The sequence below is a fragment of the Plasticicumulans sp. genome (assembly GCF_035331805.1).
Lineage (GTDB): Bacteria > Pseudomonadota > Gammaproteobacteria > Competibacterales > Competibacteraceae > Plasticicumulans.
The window spans coordinates 1-18,176 of record NZ_DAOLKE010000038.1; the positions used below are offsets into that span (position 1 = coordinate 1).

Below are 18,176 nucleotides of genomic sequence, written 5' to 3' on the forward strand. Positions count from 1 at the left end.
CCGTGGAAGCGCGCCCGGCCGCGCGCGGCGCGCTCCAGCGTCAGCAGCAGCAGCACGAAGCCGAGCAGCGTCGCCGCGAGCTGCGCGGCAGCGGCGCGGTCGCCGAGCGCGAACCACGCGCGATAGATGCCGGTCGTGAAGGTCGGCAGCGCGTAGTACGCGACCGCGCCGTAGTCGGCGAGGGTTTCCATCAGCGCCAGCGCCGTGCCGGCGGCGATCGCCGGGCGCGCCAGCGGCAGCGACACGCGCAGGAACGCCCCCCAGGCGCCGCAGCCGAGGCTGCGTGCGGCTTCGGCCGCACCGCCGGCGCGCTCCAGAAAGGCCGTGCGCGCCAGCAGGTAGACATAGACGTAGAAGCTCGCGGCGAACACGGTCGCGGCGCCGCCGAGGCCGTAGATCTCCGGGAACCAGTAGTCGCCGCGCTGCCAGCCGAAGGCCGCGCGCAGCCCCGACTGCACCGGGCCGGCGTACTGCAGCAGGTCCGTATACACGTAGGCGAGCACGTAGGCCGGCATCGCCAGCGGCAGCACCAGCGCCCATTCCAGCCAGCGCCGGCCGGGGAAGTCGTGCATCGCCACCAGCCAGGCCGTGCCGCCGCCGATCACCGCGACCGCGAGGCCGGTGCTGAGGCACAGCAGCGCGGTGTTGGCGAGGTATTCGGGCAGCACGTGCGCAGCCAGATGCCGCCAGGTGGCGGCGGTGCCGGGTTCGGTGAACTGCGCGACGATGCCGGCGAGCGGCAGCGCCACCAGCGCCGCGACCGCGAAGGCGAGCAGCAGCAGCGGCGAAGGACGGCGGGAAACGGCGGACGGGAGATCGGGACGGGGCATCGGCGCGGGTGGCGTGGCGTTTTATGATCGACAACAGAGAACGATTCTCACATGGGAGACCCCCGGAGACACGATGGCGCTGCTTTCGATCGAACACGTTGAACAAGGCTACGGCGCCCGGATCGCGGTCGCGGACCTGAGCCTGACGCTGGCGGCCGGCGAGATCGGCTGCCTGCTCGGTCCGTCGGGCTGCGGCAAGACCACGCTGCTGCGCGGCATCGCCGGCTTCGAGCCGCTCGCCGCCGGCCGCATCCGCCTCGGCGGACGCACGCTCGCCGAACCCGGGCGCGAGCTGCCGCCCGAGCAGCGCGGCGTCGGCATGGTGTTCCAGGATTACGCGCTGTTCCCGCATCTGGACGTCGCCGCCAACGTCGGCTTCGGCCTGAAGGGTTCGAAGCCGCTGGCGCGCACCGAACGCGAGCACCGGGTCGCGACGCTGCTCGATCTGGTCGGCCTCAAGGACGCCGGCCGGCGCTATCCGCACGAGCTTTCCGGCGGTCAGCAGCAGCGCGTGGCACTCGCGCGCGCGCTGGCACCGCAGCCGCAGCTGCTGCTGCTCGACGAGCCCTTCTCCAGCCTCGACGCCAGCCTGCGCGAACGGCTGGCGCTCGATGTGCGCACGCTGCTCAAGGCGCTCGGCACGACGGCGATCCTGGTCACGCACGACCAGCTCGAAGCCTTCGCGCTCGCCGACCGCATCGGCGTCATGCACGGCGGGCGGCTGCGCCAGTGGGCGACGCCGTGGCAGGTCTATCACCGGCCGGCCGATCGCCTCGTCGCCGGCTTCGTCGGTCAGGGCGTGTGGCTGCGCGGCGAGCGCATCGATGACCGCCACGTGCAGCTGCCCGACCTCGGGCCGGTGCCGGTGCCGGATGCGCCGGCGGCAAGATGGCTGGACGTGCTGCTGCGCCCCGATGACTTCGTGCGCGACACGGGCTCGCCGCTGCGCGCCGAGGTCGTCGGGCGGGCGTTCCGCGGTGCCGAGTGCCTGTACACCTTGCGGCTGCCCGGTGGCGCCGAGGTGCTGGCGCTGCTGCCTTCGCAGCACGATCACGCTCCGGGCGAGCGCATCGGCCTGCGCCTCGATGTCGACTCCGTGACCGGATTTGCCGCCGGCGGCTAGCGATCCGGCACATCTGCGACTATTTCGTCATGTCTGATGCGGTGGCTACGGCATCTGTCGAAGTGACTGCCCTCTGACCTCTGCCAATACTCCGTCCGCGCGCTGCCGTGCCATGCCGTGCTGTTACCGTCCCCGACCTGCTGCCCATGTCCCCGGTACTGAAGGAAGGAACGAGATGGACAACCACCACCTTGCCGTGAGCCTGCCTGCCGATCGCCTGACCCGTGTGCTGAACCTGCTGCGCAAGCTCGAAGCCGAACTGCCGTTCCTGATCATGCTGTCCGACGAGGAGCGCGACGCGATGCCGATCCTCGACGAGCGCAAGCTGGCCTACATCGACCGGGCGCTGCACCTCGTGGAGGCGCATCCGGACTTCATGCCGCGCGACTTCGAGGCCGACGAATTCGGCACCGACGTGCAGCTGGTCAAGGCGCTCGGCCTGATTCACAGCCATCTGCTGCCGCTGGCGCGCAAGCTCGATGATTCGCTGCGCTGCGCCGAGAACGACGCCTGCCGCGCCGCCCTCGAAGTCCATCGCCACGCCAGCCTCGAGGACCCGGCCGATACCGACAGCCTCGATGCGATGATCGACAGCCTGAGTCCGCGCCGCTTCCGCCGCTGCCACGTGAGCAACCCGGCGCATCCCTGAACGGCTGACCTGAACGGCTGACGGAGGGCCGGCGCCTGCGTGCCATACTCCGGCGCCCGCCGGCCTCCCGTCGTCTCCGACCCCCGCGCATGCTGCACCTGTACCACTCCAACCGCATGGAAATCCTGGCCGCGCAGCTTGCCGCGCGGCTCGGCGAGCCGGTCGATGACGGCTGGGCACCGGAGACGCTGGTGGTCGCCTCGAACGGCATGCGCCGCTGGCTGTGTCTCGATCTCGCCGACCGGCTCGGCATCTGCGCCAACCTGCACTTCCCGCTGCCGTCGCGGCTGTTCTGGGACATCTACCGCGCCGTGCTGCCCGGCGTGCCCACCGAATCGGCGTTCGCGACCCCGATCCTCGCCTGGCGCGTGCTCGCCGAGTTCGGCGGTCTCGATGACGATCCGGTCTGGGAGCCGCTGCGGGACTATCTCGCCGGCAGCGACGACTACGGCCGCTACGAGCTCGCGCGGCGCATCGCCGACACCTTCGACCAGTACCTGGTCTATCGGCCCAAATGGATCAAGAACTGGGAGAAAGGTGGCGCGGCCCCGGGCGGCAAGGGCAGGGAGGAAGATGAGGACGATGAGGACGGTGATGACTGTGAGGGCGGCTGGCAGGCGGCCTTGTGGCGGCGCTTGTCGGAGGTCGATGCCACGCACCGCGCACGCCTGCACCGGCAGTTCCTCAAAGCCCTGAAGCAATTGCACGAGCGTCCGGCCGGCATCCCGGCGCGGCTGTCCTTCATCGGCATCCCGGCGCTGCCGGCAGCCTGGCTGCAGACGCTGCTCGGGCTGGCGCGCTGGTGCGAGGTCGACCTGTACCTGCTCAATCCCTGCGCGCAGTTCTGGGGCATGATCGAGTCCGAGCGCACGATCGCGAAGATCGCACCCGAGGCCGATCACGCGGCGCTGTACCTCGAAACCGGCAACCGCCTGCTCGCATCGATGGGCCGGCTCGGCCGCGATTTCCATCATCTGCTCGCCGATTCCACCAGTGACCTGCCGGCCGCAGAGGCTTTCGAGGAGCCCGAGGCCGATACGCTGCTCGCCGTCGTGCAGCGTGACCTGCTGCGGCTCGAAAACCGCGGTGCCAACCACGCGCCCTCGGAGCACGACGGGTTCACGCTGTGGGCCGAGCCCTACCTCGCGGCAGCCGACGACCACTCGATCCAGATGCACGTCTGCCACTCGGCGACGCGCGAGATCGAGGTGCTGCACGAGCGGCTGCTGGCGCTGTTCGCGGCCGATGATTCGCTCGCGCCGACCGATGTCGTGGTCATGACCCCGGACATCGAGGCCTATGCACCGGCGGTCGAGGCGGTGTTCGGTGCCGCCGAGTCCGGCCTGTTCATCCCCTACGGCATCGCCGATCGCGGCGTGCGCGCCGAAAGTCCGCTGCTCGATGCCTTTCTGGCGCTGCTCGAACTGCCGGGCGGACGCTGGGGCGCCGAGACGGTCGCGAGCCTGCTCGATGCCGCGGCGCTGCGCCGGCGCTTCGGCATCCTTGAGGAGGACCTCGGCACGCTGCGCGACTGGCTGACGGCGACCGGCGTGCGCTGGGGACTCGATGCGGATCATCGGCAGTCGCTCGAACTGCCGGCCGAGTCCGCCCACACCTGGCGCGCCGGGCTCGACCGGCTGCTGCTCGGCATCGCGCTGCCCGGCGACGGCGAGCGCCTGTACGCCGGCGTGCTGCCGTATGACGAGGTCGAAGGTCACACCGCGCAGCTCGCCGGGCGGCTCGCGCAGTTCATCGACCGGCTCGCCGCGCTCGAATCCGGGCTGGCCGCTGCCCGCGCGCCGGCCGGCTGGTCTGGCACGCTGGCGGCGGTGTTCGAGGACTTCCTCGCGCCCGAGCCGGACGACGAGGCCGAGGCCGCGCGCCTGCGCACCGCGATCCAGCGTCTGGCCGAAACCGCAGCGATCGCCGGCTTCGGCGGCGCGGTGCCGCTCGCCGTCGCCCGGCGCTTCCTGCTCGCCGAACTCGAAGGCATGGGCAGCGTGCAGGGTTTCCTTGCCGGTGGCGTGACCTTCTGCGCGATGGTGCCGATGCGCGCGATCCCGTTTCGCGTCGTCTGCCTGATCGGCATGAACGACGGCGCCTATCCGCGCGTCAACCGCCCGCACGACTTCGATCTGATCGCCCGCCATCCGCGCCGTGGCGACCGCTCGCGGCGCAATGACGACCGTTACCTGTTCCTCGAAGCGCTGGTTTCGGCGCGCGACGTGTTCTACGTGTCCTGGACCGGCCGCAGCCAGCGCGACAACGCCGAGCTGCCGCCGTCGGTGCTGGTCGCCGAACTGCTCGATTACATCGCCCGTGCCGCACAGGACCCGCGGGACGGCGCAGCCGAAGCCGGGCAGCCGCAGGCCGATGCGCTCGAAGCCCTGCGCCGGGTGTGCGTCGAGCACCCGCTGACGCCCTGGGGCACGGCAGCCTTCGATGGCGGGGACCGGCGCCGCGCCAGTCATTCGCCGCGCTGGTGCCGGGCCGCGCAGCTCGCCGGGCGCGGCGAACGCATGCGCCGTGAGCCGTGCCCGGAGCCGCTGCCGGACCCGGAAACCGAATGGCTGACATTGAGCCCGGAGCGGCTGACCGATTTCCTGTGCGCCCCGGCGCGCTTCCTGCTGCGCGAGCGCCTGCGCCTGCGCCTCGACGAAGCCGAAGGCGAACTGGCCGAGACCGAACCCTTCCTGCTCGATGACTTTGCCGACCGGCGGCTGCGCGGCGAACTGCTGCGGTTGCGCCAGCGCGGTCTCGACCCGGATGCAGCCCGGCGCGTGCTCGCCGGTTCCGGCCTGCTGCCGCACGGCGCGGTCGGGCGCCTGCTGTATGCGCGCGAAGCGGCGGCCGTCGAAACCGTGCTCGCCCGCCTGCCGGCCGGCGGCGACACGGTGCTGCTGGAACCGCTGCCGGTCGATCTGACGCTCGCCGGCGTGCGGCTGCTCGGCTGGCTGCGTGAAGTCGGCGGACACGGGATTCTCGTCGCCGAGCCGAATCCGCCGGGCTGGCGCGAGCGCCTGCGGCTGTGGGTGCGGCATCTGCTGCTCTGCCGGGCGGTGCAGGCGGGCCTGAGGATGCCGGACGGGACCGAAGTCCCCGCCCGCAGCCTCTGCCACGGTCCGGATACCGGCTTTGCCTTCACGCCGGTCGCGAATCCCGACGCCGTGCTGGAGCCGCTGCTGGCGCTGTATCGCAGCGGGCTGCTGCGCCCGTCGGCATTCATCCCGCCGGTGGCCTGGGCCTGGTGGCAGGGCAAGCCCGACGACACGCCGGAGCGGGCCATCGCGCAGGCCCTGAGGAAATGGGAAGGCGACGATTTCACCGGCAGCCACGCCTGCGCCGACGATCGCTGGAACCGCTGTGCCTACGACGGCGTGCTGCCGGCGGCCGATGCCTGGCAGACGGTGGCGCGCGGCGTGTTCGCGGTGATGACGGGGCATGAGACTACTATCGGGGACTCTGCCCCAGATACGGGAATCCGCTCATGAACGATACCGTCACGCTCGATCCGCAGGGCCGGATCGACATTCCGGAAACCATTCGCGAAGCCCTGCACCTGCAGAGCGGACAGCGGTTCGTCATCGTCACGCACGGTGACTCGATCACGCTGGTGCCGGAGCGTTCGATCGCCTGGGCACGGGGCATCCTGAAAGGGGCTGATCCGGCGAATCACCGTGATCGGGAGTCCACGGCCGATGACCCTTCATGAACCCCGGGTACTGGTCGATACCTGCGGCTGGATCGAATGGCTGACCGACGGCGTGCTGGCCAGCCACTTCGAGCCGTATCTGGCGGATCCGGCTCATCTCGTCGTGCCGTCGATCCTGCAGTTCGAGCTGTACCGATGGATCCGGCGCGAACGCGGCGAATCGCTGGCCCTGCAGATCATCGCCATCACCCATCAGGGACAGCTCATGGGCATTGATGCGCGTCTGGCCATCCTGGCAGCCGATCTGGCCCTGCAGTACCGGCTGGCGATGGCGGATGCGCTGATCTACGCATGTGCGCAGTCCGCAGGCTGCGAACTGATCAGCTCGGACCGGCATTTCTGCGGCCTGCCCGGCGTCGTTCATTTCCAGAAACGTGCATGAGTCCGAACGCTGAGCCCGGAACACCGCGCATGTCCGACATGCACCCGCTCGACGTCCTGAACGTCCCGCTCGATTGCGCCAACCTGATCGAGGCCAGCGCCGGCACCGGCAAGACCTATGCGATCGCGAGCCTGGTGCTGCGGCTGGTGGCCGAGCGCGGCGTGCGCATCGACCGGATTCTGGTCGTCACCTACACCAAGGCCGCGACCGCCGAACTGCGCGGACGCATCCGCATGCGGCTGGTGCAGGCTCGCGACGCGTTTCGGGGCGCCCCGACCGACGATGCCGTCTGCAGGGCGCTGATCGCACGGGCAGAACAGCAGGAGCGGGAAAACAGGAAGCGCCGTGAGCACAGGGCAGCCCACGAAAAACCGGAAGGGAAAGCCCAGGAGCGCGCGGACGAAGGCGGAACGCTGATCCGCTGGGCCCGGCGGCTCGATGCCGCGGTGCTCGCCTTCGACGAGGCGGCGATCTTCACGATCCACGGCTACTGCCAGCGCGCGCTGGCTGATCACGCCTTCGCCGCCGGCGAGTCCTTCGAGACCGAACTGCTCGCCGACGACTCCGGCCTGCTCGAAGAGGTCGTGCAGGATTTCTGGCGTCTGCAGCTCTACAACGCAGCGCCGGTGCTGGTCATGCAGGCGCTCGATGCCGGGCTGACGCCGGCACGCCTCGCGCAGCAGATCCGCGGCTGTCTCGGCAAGCCCTACCTGAGCTATGACGAACCGCCGGCCCCGGACATCGACACGGCGCAGGCTGCGTTCGAGCGTGCCTTCGCGGTGGCGGCCGAGTGCTGGCAGCGTCAGGGCATCGAGGTCGGAGCGCTGCTGCATCAGGCCGAGCTGAGCCGCACCAGCTACCGGCTGGCTTCGATTCCCGGCTGGTGCGCCGAACTCGATGCCTGGTTCGCCGGGGAGCCGAAAGCCGCGCTGCCGGAGAAGTTCGCGCAGTTCACGTCCGCGAAGCTCGTGAAGGCGACGAAGAAGGGCGCAACGCCGCCGCGGCATGCGTTTTTCGACTGCGCCGACGGGCTGGCTGCAGCGGTCGAGGCCCTCGCCACCGCCTTCGAGGGCTGGCTCGCACGGCTGCGCTGGCAGCTGCTGCGCTGGTGCAGCGAGGAACTGCCGCGGCGCAAGCAGCGGCTGCAGAAGCTCGCCTACGACGACCTGCTGACGCGGCTGGCCGCGGCGCTCGCGAGCGGCGACCTCGGAAAGCGGCTGTCCGAAAGCCTCGCCGGACGCTACGAGGCGGCACTGATCGACGAATTCCAGGACACCGACCCGACGCAGTACGAGATCTTCCGCGCCATCTACACGGGCCGCAGCCAGCCGGTGTTCTTCGTCGGCGATCCGAAACAGGCGATCTACGCCTTCCGCGGCGCCGACGTGTTCGCCTACCTGCGCGCCAGTGACGATGCACCGGCCCGGCACACGCTGGCGGTCAACTGGCGCTCCTCCCCGGCCTTGATCCGCGCCATCAACGCGCTGTTCGGACTGCGGCCCGATGCCTTCCTGCTGCGCCGCATCCACTTTCATCCGGTCGAAGCCTCACCGGCGGCCAGGCCGGACTTCGTCGCGCCGGACGGCCGGGCCGCGCTGCAGCTCTGGCGGCTGCCGCCCGGTGAGGGCGACAAGGCCCTCGGCAAGGGACAGGCCAATGCGCTGGTGGCCGCGGCGACCGCGCAGCGCATCGCCGAACTGCTGAAGGCCGGCCAGAAGGGGGAGGCGCGCATCGGCGCGCGGGCCCTGCACGGCGGCGACATCGCCGTGCTGGTGCGCTCGCACACGCAGTCGGCGGCGATCCGCGATGCGCTGCTCGCCCTCGGCGTGCCCTGCGTGCTGCAGTCGCGCGACAGCGTGTTCGCAAGCCGCGAGGCCGAGCTGCTGATGCGCCTGCTGGCGGCCGTGCTCGATCCGCGCCACGAGGGACGCGTGCGCGCGCTGCTGCTGACCGACGCCTGCGGCCTCGACCTGGTGCAGCTCTGGGCCCTCGGTCAGGACACGAAGCCCTGGGAGGCGATGCTCGAACGCTTCCACCGGCTGCGCACGATCTGGTTCGGCCGCGGCGGCTTTCCGGCGATGTTCCGCCACTGGCTCAGCGATTTCGATGTCGCCGCCCGCCTGCTCGAATGGCGCGACGGCGAGCGGCGGCTGACCAATCTGCTGCATCTGGCCGAGCTGCTGGCCGCCGCGATCGCCGAGGACCGCCTGACGCCGGAGGCGAGCCTCGCCTGGCTCAGTGATGCGCGGGCAGCGGCCGGGGTCGAGGACGAGACCCGTCAGCTGCGCCTCGACAGCGATGCGCAGCGCGTGCAGATCGTCACGATCCACCGCAGCAAGGGCCTCGAATACCCGGTCGTGTTCTGCCCGTATCTGTGGAACGGCCGGCTGTGGGCGAACGACGAGGTGCTGGTGCGCGCCCATGAGGGGAATCCGGAGAATCCCGACGATTCCGCCTTCGGCCGCAGCCGGCTCGAATTCGCCGCCGGTCCCGACAGCGAGCTGCGCAGGCAGGCCGTGCGCGAGGAACTCGCCGAGAACCTGCGCCTCGCCTACGTGGCGCTGACGCGGGCGCGGTATCGCTGCTATCTGGTCTGGGGCGCGGCCAGCGAATCCGAGCGCAGCGCGCTCGCCTGGCTGCTGCACCCGCACCGTCTGCCCGATGCCGCCGCCGTGCTCGCTGCCGGCAACGGGCGCAAGTCCTGGCTCGCCGATGATCTGCTCAGGGCCGATCTCGACGCGCTGCTCGCCGCCGCAGGCGACACCTGCACGATCCAGCCCCTGCCGCAGACCGGGCCGGGCCTGCGCTACCGTCCCGCTCTGCCGCCGGCCGAGCGCCTGCAGGCCGCGGGGTTCGGGCGCCGGCTGCCGACGGGGCGGCGCACGACCAGCTTCACGCAGCTCGCCGAAGGCCGCAGCCACGAAGGCCCGGACCGCGACACGCTCGCCGCGCAGCCGCCGGCGAAACCGGCAGCAGCGCAGTCGCCGGTCGAAACCGCCGCGCCCCGGCGCGATTTCCGCAGCTTCCCGCGCGGCGCCGAGGCCGGCACCTGCCTGCACGCGATGCTGGAACGCCTCGATTTCGCCGCCGATGACGAAGCCATCGGGCTGATTGCAGCCGAGGAACTCAAACGCGCCGGCATTGCTGCGGACTGGCTGCCGGCGGCAGTCGATGGCATCCGCGCGACGCTGACGACCGCGCTCGATGACAGCGGCCTGCGCCTCTGCGAGCTGCCGGCGGATGCGCGCCGGGCCGAGCTGGAGTTCACGTTTCCGCTCGGGCGCATCCGTGCCGACGGCCTCGGGGCCGTGCTGCGGGCGCACGGCGTGTCGATGCCGGGCCTGGCGTTCAAGGACATCGAGGGCTATCTGCGCGGCTTCATCGATCTGGTCTGCGAGGCCGGCGGGCGGGTCTTCATCATCGATTACAAGTCCAACTGGCTCGGTCCCGAGGCCGGCGACTACCACGTCGAACGCCTGCCGGCGGCGATGGACGCCGCCGGCTACCGGCTGCAGTACCTGCTCTACTGCGTCGCGATCGTGCGCTTCCTGCGCCGGCGCCGGCCCGGCTGGCGCTATGAAACCGGCTTCGGCGGCGTGCGCTACCTGTTCCTGCGCGGCCTCGACCCGGCGCTCGGCCCGACGCACGGCGTGTTCGCCGAGCGCCCGGCCGAGGCGCTGATCGACGCGCTCGATGCGTATCTGGCCAGCGGCGATGTGATGAGCGCCTGAGCCCGCGCATCGGAGGCCGGAATATGCGGGGCGCACGGACAGCCGGATTGCGGGGTGCCCGTCAGGGAGGTCCGGCATCCGCCAGCCGCTGCAGCAGGCCGGTCAGGCAGGTGATCTCGTCCTCGCCCAGCGCCTGCGTCAGCCACGCCCGCAGGCCGACCAGCATGTCGGCCATCGCCGCTTCGATCGCCTGCCGGCCGGCCTCGCTCAGCTGCACCGGCTTCACTCGCTGATCGCCGGCCGAAGGCGGGCGCAGCAGCAGGCCGCGGGCTTCGAGCTGCAGCATCAGCTTGGTCAGCCCGCCCGAAGTGATGACGACCTGATCGCGCACCTGCGACGGCGTCAGCCGGTGGGGCGGGGCGCTGTTGCGCAGCGTCGCCAGCACGTCGAACTCGGCCGCCGACAGCCGGTGCCGGCTCAGCACCGGCTGCATGTGCGCCAGCGAACGGCTGCGTGCCCATTGCAGCGACAGGAACAGCGGCACGCACAGCGGGTCGAGCGCGGTATCCCAGCGCCCGGTGTCCGGACGACGGTTTCCGGCCATGCCTGCAGTTCCTCCGGTGGTGGTGGGGATTGCAACGCAATCGCGGGTCTTGCGTAACGCAGGGTAACTTATCTTGCTGGAAAGATATTGGCTGCCTAGCATTCCGGTGCATCCCTCATGCAGACCAGCGTTCAGGCGGCGCCATCATGCGTGTCATCCAGCGGGTTTTCCTGGCATTTCCGGTATTGCTCACGGCGCTCTGGATTCTGGGCGATCCCGGCGCCTTCAGCGGACTGAACGGATTCTTTGCCTGGCGCAATGTCCTGATGCAGTACAGCGGCGTGCTCGGCATCGGCGTCATGAGTTTCGCGATGCTGCTGAGTCTGCGTCCGGCCTGGTTCGAGCGCCGGCTCGGCGGACTCGACAAGCTGTACCGGCTGCACCGATGGCTCGGCATCGCCGGACTGTCGATCACGGTTGCGCACTGGCTGCTGGCGCAGGGACCGAAATGGCTGGTGCAGCTCGGCTGGCTGCAGCGCGGCAACCGGCCGCCCCGGCCCCTGCTGCCCGAAGGCTCGCTGCAGCAATGGTTCGCGCATCAGCGCGGATTCGCCGAAGGCGTCGGCGAATGGGCGTTCTATGCCGCCGTGGTCCTGATGCTGCTGGCGCTCGTCAAATGGTTTCCGTACCGGCGTTTCTTCCAGACGCACCGGCTGCTTGCCGTGTGCTATCTGGCGCTGGTGTTCCATTCCGTCGTGCTGCTGCGCTTCGAATACTGGAGCACGCCGCTCGGAGCCGGACTTGCACTGCTGATGGCAGGCGGCTGCGTCGGGGCCGTGATGGCCTTGCTGCGCCGTCACCTCGGCGGCCGGCGCATCCGCGGCCGCGTGGTCGGCCTGCAGCGCCAGCCGGAGATCGGCGTGCTGGGGGTCGACATCGAGCCGGACGCCGGATGGCCGGGCCACGAGGCCGGACAGTTCGCGTTCATCAGCTTCGATGACGCCGAGGGGCCGCACCCGTTCACGATCGCGTCGGCATGGAGCGGCGAGCCGCGCCTGCGCTTCCTGATCAAGGCGCTGGGCGACTACACGCGCCTGCTGCCGGGCCGGCTGCACGTCGGCAGCGTCGTGACGCTCGAAGGCCCCTACGGACGCTTCACGTTCGAAGGCGACGCCCGCCGGCAGATCTGGATCGGCGGCGGCATCGGCATCACGCCGTTCCTCGCCCGCCTGCAGGCACTCGGCAGCGCGCCGGACGGCCGCGACATCGATCTCTTCCACAGCACCGCGCAATACGATCCGGACGTGATCGCCCGGCTGCAGCGCGAGGCGACGGCCGCGAAGGTGCGCCTGCACGTGCTCTGGGACCCGCGCGACGGCCGGCTCGATGTCGCCGGCATCGTCAGCCAGGTGCCGGACTGGCGCGAGGCCGACGTCTGGTTCTGCGGGCCGGGCGGATTCGGGCGCGCGATCCGCGATGGCCTGCTGCGACTGGGACTGCCGGCCGAGCGCTTTCATCAGGAATTGTTTGAAATGCGCTGACGCTCCGGCCGGACGGGACGCAGAGGCGCTGCGTCCCGCCTCCGGCTTGATTGCCGGTGTGACGGCTCAATAGGAGAACAACACCCGCGACAGCAGATACGCGACCGTCGTCGAAACGCCGACGCCGATCAGGCCGGGAATCATGAAGCTGTGATTGAGCAGGTACTTGCCGATGTGCGTGGTGCCGGTGCGGTCCATGTTGATCGCGGCCAGATCGCTCGGATAGAACGCGAAGAAGAAATACGCATAACTCGACGGCATCAGCCCGAGCAGCAGCGGCACGGGCAGCGACAGGGCCAGTCCGAACGGAATCATGATCGTCAGCGTCGCGGCCTGGCTTTTCACGAAAGCCGACACCGCGAACATCGCCAGCGCAAACGTCCACGGCGCGAACTTGACCATCGCTTCGATCTGCTCGATCAGGAAGGCCTTGTTGCCGCTGACGAAGGTGTCGCTCATCCACGCGATGCCGAAGATCGACACGACCGCGATCATGCCGGCCGTGAACACGCTGGAGCGGGCGATGTCCGGCGCCTTGACGCCGGTCGCGAACAGGATCAGCGCGCCGAAGCCGAGCATGACGATCTGCACGATGGTCGTCATCGGCACGGCCTTGCCGCCGAACACCGGCACCAGCACCGGAAAGAGCGCCAGCATGACGATCGTGAGCACGCCGCCGAAGAACAGCGCCACCGACAGCTTCGCGGTCTTCGGCAGCTCGGTGCCGAGCGTCGTCACCGACACGTCGAGCGCGGCGCGAAACTGCGGGTCGGCGAGCCGGGCCTGATATTCGGGATCATCGGCGAGGTCCTTGCCGCGCTTCATGCTCCAGAGGGCCGCCACCAGCACCCCGGCGAGCCCGGCCGGCAGCGTGATCATCACGATGTCGAACAGCCCGACCGGCGTCGGCGTCTTCGCTGCGAAGGCGAGGAAGGTGGTCACGGCCGCGGCGACCGGGCTGGCGGTGATGCCCATCTGCGAGGCGACGCTGGAGATCGCCATCGGCCGCTCCGGGCGGATGCCGGTGCGCAGGGCCACGTCGCCGATCACCGGCAGCAGCGCATAGACGGCGTGGCCGGTGCCGACGCACACCGTCAGCAGGAAGGTCGCGAGCGGCGCGAGCAGCGTCACGCGCTGCGGGTAGGCGCGCAGCAGCCTTTCGGTCTGCTGCACCAGCCAGTCGAGACCGCCGGCGACCTGCAGCGTCGCCGAGGCCGTGACCACGGCGAGGATGATCAGCATCACGGTGACCGGCGGTTCCGACGGCGGCGTGCGGAACACGAACACCAGCACGGCGACACCGAGGCCGCCGATCAGCCCGAGCGCCACGCCGCCGCGGCGGATGCCGAGCAGGATGGCGCCGAGCACCAGGATGAATTCAAGCCAGAAGGTCCACATCGCACTTCTCCCGGGGGGACGGGCAAGACCACGCACCGGCTCGCGCCGGACGACTGCCACCGGTCCCGGCGCGGGAGGGCGGCGCGAGGACCGGCGGTTGCTGCGCAGCATGGGCGCCGTGTGCAGTCACGGACATGACGCAGGTCGGGTTCTGATGCGATGCAGCAGCGGATCGGCAGGCAGGGCCGTGCGGGCGGAAAGCTGGATTGCCGGCGGCTGCCTTCGGGCCGGATGATCTTTTGATAATTATTTTTATACCATCATTTTTTGTTTAAACCGGCCTTAGTCCGTCCGGGCACTCATGCAGCCCATGCAGCCATTTACGCAGGCCGGGGTCCGAGCGAGCGTGCTGCACCGTGTGCAGCGGTTCCGGAGTGTCCGATCATGCAGTCCCGCCGCAATGCCTCGCTGTTCACGCGCTTCGCCTCGGCCACCGCCCGCTGCTCGGGCCGGCCGGTCACCTTCGTGCTCGCGTTCCTGGTCATCGTCGTCTGGGGCGTGACCGGGCCGCTGTTTCATTACAGCGATACCTGGCAGCTGGTCATCAACACCGGCACGACCATCGTCACCTTCCTGATGGTGTTCCTGATCCAGAACACCCAGAACCGCGACGCCGAGGCCGTGCAGGTCAAGCTCGACGAGCTGATCCGCGCCACGCGCGGTGCGCACAACGCGCTGCTGAACCTGGAGGAGCTCGAAGACCGCGACATCGAGCGCATCCGCGTGCGCTACCAGCGGCTGGCCGAGGAGGCGAGGGCGGCGCTGCGCAGTGACGGTGGCGGCGATACCGACACGCCGGAAGCCAGCGGGGACGGGGCGGCGGCCGACGGGGGGCGCCGGCAGGACTGATGCGTTGAAAATATTCGTCCCGTACCTGTCTCCGATTCCCGGGGGCCGGCGTATCGGTCAGCAGGCAGCCCGCACGAGGCCGCCGCTGACCGAACTCCCGCCTCCGAGGATCCGCACGATGAACATCCTGCTCCGCAGCCACGCCGACCGTCGCCTGCCCGCCCTCACCCTCGCGGCCGCGCTCGGCCTCACCCTCGCCGGCTGTGCCGGTGCGCCGGTCGCCGCCACCGGCAGCGCGCCGCTGACCGATGCCGGCGGGCGCACGCTGTACACCTTCGACAAGGACGGCGACGGCGTCAGCCGCTGCGCGGCGACCTGCACCGCGACCTGGCCGCCGTATGTGGTCAAAGCCGGTGAAAACCCGGCCGGCATGAGCGCGATCACCCGCGAGGACGGCAGCCGCCAGTGGTCGCTGGCCGGCCGGCCGCTGTACTTCTTCGCCGGCGACCAGAAGCCCGGCGATGCGCGCGGCGACGGCGTCGGCGGCGTCTGGCACCTCGCGCGCAATGCTGCGCCGGCGGCGAGCGTCGCGAGCAGCAGCGGCAGCAGCTACGGCTACTGAGCCGGCTGTCAGGCGCTGAGGCGCCGGCCTGCACGAGCGGGTCTTGCGCGCCCCGGATCGCGGCGCAGGCGCAGCGATTCGATGACAGAACACATCCAGTCGACAGCGAGCCGGGCCTTCGTGCCCGACCCGGGAGGTTTCCCATGTCCGCGATTGCGCCTTCTGCTGCTTCCTGCACCAGCTCCTCAAGCCGTTCCTCAGACCGCTCCGCCAGCCGTCGTCCGGCGCGCTGGCGGCGGCAGCTGCTGGGGGCTGCGCTGGCCGCGACCGCGGCCGCCTCGGCCGGTGCGTCGCCGCTGCTGTTCTCCGGCACCGGTGCCGCGGCGACGACCGCCTTCGATGCCTTCCGCGGCGCGATCGGTGGCGGCAGCCGCATCACCTGGGACGGCGTGCGCCTCGATGGCAGCGACGTGAATCCGGCGACCCAGGTGCTGATCCCCGGCAGCACGGTGGCGATCCCCGAGAACCGCTTCACCGCCGCCGGGGCGCTGTTCGCCGATCCGTATGCGGTCGCCGGCGATGGCTTCGCCGCCGCCAACCCGGCAACCGCCGGCCAGTTTCCGGCCTTCACGCCCGGCAACACCTTCGTGATGTTCGATACCGACGGCAGCGACTTCGACGACCGCTTCATCGAGCAGAGCTTCGTGCTGCCCGGCACGACGACCGCGGCCGGTACGCGCGGCTTCGGGGCGATCTTCGTCGGCGTCGAGCAGGCCGGCAGCAGCAGCATCGAGTACTTCGGCCGCAACGCGCTCGGCGAGCGCATCAGCCTCGGGCACTTTGCGGTCGAGGCCGGCAGCGGGCCATCCGACACGCAGTTCCTCGGCGTGCTGTTCGATGCGGCGATCGTTGCCGACGTGGTGCTGACGGTCGGCACGCACGCGCTGTTCGGCTTCGACGGCACGACGCTGCGCAGCTTCGGCGCGCAGACGCCGGGGACCGATCTCGCCGTCACCGACGACTTCGTGTTCGCGCGCCCCGAGGCGCTGGTCACGGTGCCGGAGCCGCCGCCGCTCGCGCTCGGCTTCGCGGCCCTCGGTGCCGCGCTGACGCTGCGCCGGCTGCGGCCGGCCGACTGAAAGCCTGCGCTCCTGCAGTCCGCCGCTCGCCGGCCACGACCAGCAACAGCCTGCGGGCGGCGATCTCCCGCGACAGCGGCCGCGCTGCGCGCGCCGCACATCCCCCTTGACGACAGGCCGGGCAGGGACCCGGCCATCCCGACTTCCGGAGTTTTCATCATGACGATGCAGGATCTGCACGGTCACGCGCTCAGCGGCGCCAGTGCCCAGGCTCTCGACGCCTTCGAAATCGCGCTGCGCGAACTGCGCTGCCTGAGTGGTGACCCGCTCGGCCACGCCGAGGCGGCGGTCGCGGCCGCGCCGGAGTTCACGATGGCGCATGCGCTGCGTGCCTGGCTGTTTCTGGTCGGCACCGACGCCGGGGCCGTGCCGCTGGCGCGCGAGGCGCTGGCGCAGGCCCGGGCCCTGCCGGCCGATGCCCGGGAGGCACGGCATCTGGCGGCGATCGGGCACTGGTGTGCCGGACGCTGGCGGCTGGCGGCGCGCACGCTCGAAGACCTGAGCCTCGAGCATCCGCACGACCTGCTGGCGCTGCAGCTCGGGCAGCAGCTCGACTTCTTCACCGGCGACCAGCGCCTGCTGCGGGATCGCATCGCCCGGGCGCTGCCGGCCTGGTCGCCGGACATGCCCGGCTATCACGCGCTGCTCGGCATGTATGCGTTCGGGCTGGAGGAGAACGGCGATTTTCACAACGCCGAGCGCTACGGCCGCCGGGCGATCGAACTGGAGCCGCGCGACGCCTGGGCGCAGCACGCGGTCGTGCACGTGCTGGAGATGCAGGGCCGGCGCGATGACGGCATCCGCTGGATGACCGGTCAGTCCGGCTGGAAGCAGTGCGGGCTGCTCGCCGTGCACAACTGGTGGCATCTGGCCCTGCATTACCTCGGCCTCGACGATGTCGATGCGGCGCTGCAACTGCTCGACGGCCCGATCGACGGGCACCGGCCGACGCTGGCGCTGGAGCTGATCGACGTGAGCGCGCTGCTCTGGCGCCTGCGCCTGCGCGGCGTCGATGTCGGCGAGCGCTGGGTGTCGGTCGCCGAGCGCTGGAGCGCCTGCGCCGGGCACGGCTGGTATGCGTTCAACGACCTGCACGCGGCGATGGCCTTCGCCTGTGCCGGCCGGGTGGACCTGCTCGAACAGCTCGACGCCACGCAGCGCGCGGCGCAGACGCGCGCAGACGACAACGCCGGCTTCCTGCTGGCGGTCGGGCGGGCGGCGACCGAGGCCGTGATCGCGCACGTCGCCGGCGATCACCGGCGCACGGTCGAGCGGCTGCGCGACCTGCGCAGCCACGCCCGCGCCTTCGGCGGCAGCGATGCGCAGCGCGACCTGCTCGACCAGACGCTGATCCACTCCGCGCGCGCGAGCGGCCAGCCGGCGCTGGCCCGCGGTCTGGAAGCCGAACGCTCGCTGCTGGCCCGCCAGCGCGCCGGCGCCAGACCCGCGGTGGCGCTGCAATCTGCAGTGCACTGATCCGGCAGTTGATTTTCATCCTTCCCCCACCGGGGGAAGGGCCGTGGATGAGGGGGCGGTATGGCACGGAATCATGGCGGGTGATGGTGCTCTGATCGCTGCCCTGCGGACCGGGATGCCTGCCGATCCCGGCCGGCAGCGGGCATCCCGCTGCGGCATCATCCGGCCAGGGCTGCGAACCGCAGCGCCATGCGCCGGGTCGATATCCGGATGACTGCCGATCCCGAAAAGACCTCTGCCTTCCACGAAGCCCCCGCTGCGGCCGGCGCGACTCCGGCCGGCACAACGCTGCCGGCCAGCGCTGCCTGGCGCGCGACGCTCGATGCCGCCGTCGCCGCGGCCGGTCAGGCCTGGCTTGCC

At 70.6% G+C, this 18,176-nt stretch carries 14 protein-coding genes; 11 read left to right on the top strand and 3 right to left on the bottom strand.

Annotated elements, in window-relative coordinates; genetic code table 11:
* Positions 1-830, bottom strand: an 830-nt coding sequence (locus tag PKE44_RS04770; RefSeq protein WP_324548561.1) for an ABC transporter permease subunit, incomplete at its 3' end; no start/stop codon positions are given.
* A gap of 73 nt (positions 831-903) precedes the next feature.
* Here PKE44_RS04770 and PKE44_RS04775 point away from each other — a divergent pair.
* The 6 genes from PKE44_RS04775 (at position 904) to recB (ending at position 10,427) form a co-directional block, all read left to right on the top strand.
* Positions 904-1,953, top strand: coding sequence for an ABC transporter ATP-binding protein (locus PKE44_RS04775; protein ID WP_324548563.1), 1,050 nt, complete (start codon positions 904-906; stop codon positions 1,951-1,953).
* Positions 1,954-2,128: 175 nt separating this feature from the next.
* A complete protein-coding gene (locus PKE44_RS04780) occupies positions 2,129-2,602 on the top strand; it encodes a hypothetical protein (protein ID WP_324548564.1) in 474 nt (157 codons plus the stop codon).
* A gap of 89 nt (positions 2,603-2,691) precedes the next feature.
* Positions 2,692-6,093 (top strand): exodeoxyribonuclease V subunit gamma, encoded by a 3,402-nt coding sequence (gene recC / locus PKE44_RS04785; protein ID WP_324548565.1) that lies wholly within the window; start codon positions 2,692-2,694, stop codon positions 6,091-6,093.
* Positions 6,090-6,314 (top strand): AbrB/MazE/SpoVT family DNA-binding domain-containing protein, encoded by a 225-nt coding sequence (locus tag PKE44_RS04790; RefSeq protein ID WP_324548566.1) that lies wholly within the window; start codon positions 6,090-6,092, stop codon positions 6,312-6,314. Before recC ends, PKE44_RS04790 begins: the two co-directional genes overlap by 4 nt.
* Positions 6,301-6,696 carry a type II toxin-antitoxin system VapC family toxin gene (locus PKE44_RS04795; protein ID WP_324548568.1) on the top strand — a complete coding sequence of 132 codons (396 nt, stop codon included), beginning with the start codon at positions 6,301-6,303 and terminating at the stop codon, positions 6,694-6,696. The genes PKE44_RS04790 and PKE44_RS04795 overlap by 14 nt, the downstream gene beginning before the upstream one ends.
* A gap of 29 nt (positions 6,697-6,725) precedes the next feature.
* On the top strand, positions 6,726-10,427 hold the full coding sequence (recB, locus tag PKE44_RS04800) for an exodeoxyribonuclease V subunit beta (protein ID WP_324548569.1): 3,702 nt from the start codon (positions 6,726-6,728) through the stop codon (positions 10,425-10,427).
* A gap of 61 nt (positions 10,428-10,488) precedes the next feature.
* Here recB and PKE44_RS04805 read toward each other — a convergent pair whose 3' ends face one another.
* Positions 10,489-10,971, bottom strand: coding sequence for a MarR family transcriptional regulator (locus tag PKE44_RS04805; RefSeq protein WP_324548570.1), 483 nt, complete (start codon positions 10,969-10,971; stop codon positions 10,489-10,491).
* Positions 10,972-11,117: 146 nt separating this feature from the next.
* On the opposite strand from PKE44_RS04805, the gene PKE44_RS04810 reads away from it, so the two are divergent.
* Positions 11,118-12,452, top strand: a complete 1,335-nt coding sequence (locus tag PKE44_RS04810; RefSeq protein WP_324548571.1) for a ferric reductase-like transmembrane domain-containing protein — start codon at positions 11,118-11,120, stop codon at positions 12,450-12,452.
* A gap of 66 nt (positions 12,453-12,518) precedes the next feature.
* Here PKE44_RS04810 and PKE44_RS04815 read toward each other — a convergent pair whose 3' ends face one another.
* The gene (locus PKE44_RS04815) at positions 12,519-13,850 is read right to left on the bottom strand and encodes an anaerobic C4-dicarboxylate transporter (RefSeq protein WP_324548573.1); all 1,332 of its coding nucleotides are present in this window, start codon (positions 13,848-13,850) and stop codon (positions 12,519-12,521) included.
* A 384-nt stretch (positions 13,851-14,234) separates the two neighbouring features.
* On the opposite strand from PKE44_RS04815, the gene PKE44_RS04820 reads away from it, so the two are divergent.
* The 4 genes from PKE44_RS04820 to PKE44_RS04835 all read left to right on the top strand — a co-directional run bounded on the left by PKE44_RS04820 (position 14,235) and on the right by PKE44_RS04835 (position 17,816).
* A complete protein-coding gene (locus tag PKE44_RS04820) occupies positions 14,235-14,699 on the top strand; it encodes a low affinity iron permease family protein (RefSeq protein WP_324548575.1) in 465 nt (154 codons plus the stop codon).
* Positions 14,700-14,817: 118 nt separating this feature from the next.
* The gene (locus PKE44_RS04825) at positions 14,818-15,261 is read left to right on the top strand and encodes a hypothetical protein (RefSeq protein ID WP_324548577.1); all 444 of its coding nucleotides are present in this window, start codon (positions 14,818-14,820) and stop codon (positions 15,259-15,261) included.
* Between the two features lie 143 nt (positions 15,262-15,404).
* Positions 15,405-16,340, top strand: coding sequence for a PEP-CTERM sorting domain-containing protein (locus tag PKE44_RS04830; RefSeq protein ID WP_324548579.1), 936 nt, complete (start codon positions 15,405-15,407; stop codon positions 16,338-16,340).
* A gap of 165 nt (positions 16,341-16,505) precedes the next feature.
* Positions 16,506-17,816, top strand: a complete 1,311-nt coding sequence (locus PKE44_RS04835; RefSeq protein ID WP_324548581.1) for a tetratricopeptide repeat protein — start codon at positions 16,506-16,508, stop codon at positions 17,814-17,816.
* Positions 17,817-18,176: the final 360 nt, after the last annotated feature.

Coding starts and splice junctions, on each gene's coding strand:
- PKE44_RS04775 (WP_324548563.1), top strand. CDS start 904: ATGGCGCTGCTTTCGATCGAACACGTTGAACAAGGCTACGGCGCCCGG.
- PKE44_RS04780 (WP_324548564.1), top strand. CDS start 2,129: ATGGACAACCACCACCTTGCCGTGAGCCTGCCTGCCGATCGCCTGACC.
- recC (WP_324548565.1), top strand. CDS start 2,692: ATGCTGCACCTGTACCACTCCAACCGCATGGAAATCCTGGCCGCGCAG.
- PKE44_RS04790 (WP_324548566.1), top strand. CDS start 6,090: ATGAACGATACCGTCACGCTCGATCCGCAGGGCCGGATCGACATTCCG.
- PKE44_RS04795 (WP_324548568.1), top strand. CDS start 6,301: ATGACCCTTCATGAACCCCGGGTACTGGTCGATACCTGCGGCTGGATC.
- recB (WP_324548569.1), top strand. CDS start 6,726: ATGTCCGACATGCACCCGCTCGACGTCCTGAACGTCCCGCTCGATTGC.
- PKE44_RS04805 (WP_324548570.1), bottom strand. CDS start 10,971: ATGGCCGGAAACCGTCGTCCGGACACCGGGCGCTGGGATACCGCGCTC.
- PKE44_RS04810 (WP_324548571.1), top strand. CDS start 11,118: ATGCGTGTCATCCAGCGGGTTTTCCTGGCATTTCCGGTATTGCTCACG.
- PKE44_RS04815 (WP_324548573.1), bottom strand. CDS start 13,850: ATGTGGACCTTCTGGCTTGAATTCATCCTGGTGCTCGGCGCCATCCTG.
- PKE44_RS04820 (WP_324548575.1), top strand. CDS start 14,235: ATGCAGTCCCGCCGCAATGCCTCGCTGTTCACGCGCTTCGCCTCGGCC.
- PKE44_RS04825 (WP_324548577.1), top strand. CDS start 14,818: ATGAACATCCTGCTCCGCAGCCACGCCGACCGTCGCCTGCCCGCCCTC.
- PKE44_RS04830 (WP_324548579.1), top strand. CDS start 15,405: ATGTCCGCGATTGCGCCTTCTGCTGCTTCCTGCACCAGCTCCTCAAGC.
- PKE44_RS04835 (WP_324548581.1), top strand. CDS start 16,506: ATGCAGGATCTGCACGGTCACGCGCTCAGCGGCGCCAGTGCCCAGGCT.